We start from the raw sequence: 1,222 nt of genomic DNA on the forward strand, positions 1-1,222 counted from the left end.
AATGATGCCGCCGTCAAACTGGCGGCAGCACTGGTTGCCAAAGGCATCACGCCGCTGCGTATAGTGTTCCCGCCAGATCAGGATGCCAACGGGTATCTGTGTCAGATGGCCGAACCCGAATCGGCCTTTGCCCTGCTGATTGAGAGTGCTGTACCGATGCAGGCGGCAGCGGATATGGTCGCCCTTGAGCGCCAGACGCCTGAGCCGGACACCGCGCCAGAACCCGCTTCCCCTTTAGCCGCTGGACCCGTACCCCGCGTGACGCCGAATGTCGTCTGTGAATCCGGTGAGCATGGCGAGCGGCTTATCTCGATCGGCACACTGCAATGGTGCTTACGGGGCATGGGCGCAGTCAAAGCCGGCGCTGCCACGATGAAACTCAATGCGCAGGTGCTGGACACACAAAGCGGCGTCCTGTTCACCGACGGGGTTGACCTGATGAGTGCCCGCAGCCGGAACAGCTATGCCAGACTGGCCGCCACCGAACTGGGGCTGGGAGAGGCTGAGTTGCGCCGTTCGCTGGGGCAGGTGTTACTGGCGGTTGAACAGGGGCAACAGCAGGACACATCAGGCACCGAACCCCGCGTACCGGCGATGGGGATCGCTGAACGGGAAGCGGCACTGGCGTTACTGCAAGATCCCTACCTGACGGCACGTATTACCGCTGACTTAGCCGCCTGTGGCGTGGTTGGTGAATCCACCAATCTGCTTGCGGGCTATCTGGCAGCAGTGAGCCGAAAGTTACCCAAACCGTTAGCGGTACTTATCCAGAGCAGCAGCGCCGCCGGAAAATCCTCGCTGATGGAGGCGGTACTGAACCTGATCCCGGAGGAAGAGCGCATCCAGTACAGCGCCATGACCGGGCAAAGCCTGTTCTATCTCGGTGAAACTAATCTCCAGCACAAGATATTAGCTATCGCCGAAGAAGAAGGGGTACGGCAGGCCGCCTATGCGCTGAAGCTGTTGCAAAGTGATGGCGAACTGACGATGGCGAGCACGGGCAAGGATGAGGCAACCGGCAACCTCGTCACCAAAAGCTATACCGTCAAAGGTCCGGTGATGCTGATGCTCACCACAACCGCCATTGATGTGGATGAAGAGCTGCTCAACCGCTGTCTGGTGCTGACGGTCAACGAATCCCGCGAACAGACCGAAGCTATCCATGCGGTGCAGCGCCAGAAGCAGACGCTCGAAGGCTTGCTGGCCGAGAACGAGCGGGACT

At 60.1% G+C, this 1,222-nt stretch carries 1 pseudogene; it reads left to right on the forward strand.

What is annotated here, in order from left to right:
- Positions 1–1,222: pseudogene (locus Xets_RS12645) on the forward strand (DNA primase); the annotation flags it as partial.

The organism is Xenorhabdus sp. TS4 (assembly GCF_014467265.1).
Classification (GTDB): domain Bacteria; phylum Pseudomonadota; class Gammaproteobacteria; order Enterobacterales; family Enterobacteriaceae; genus Xenorhabdus; species Xenorhabdus ehlersii.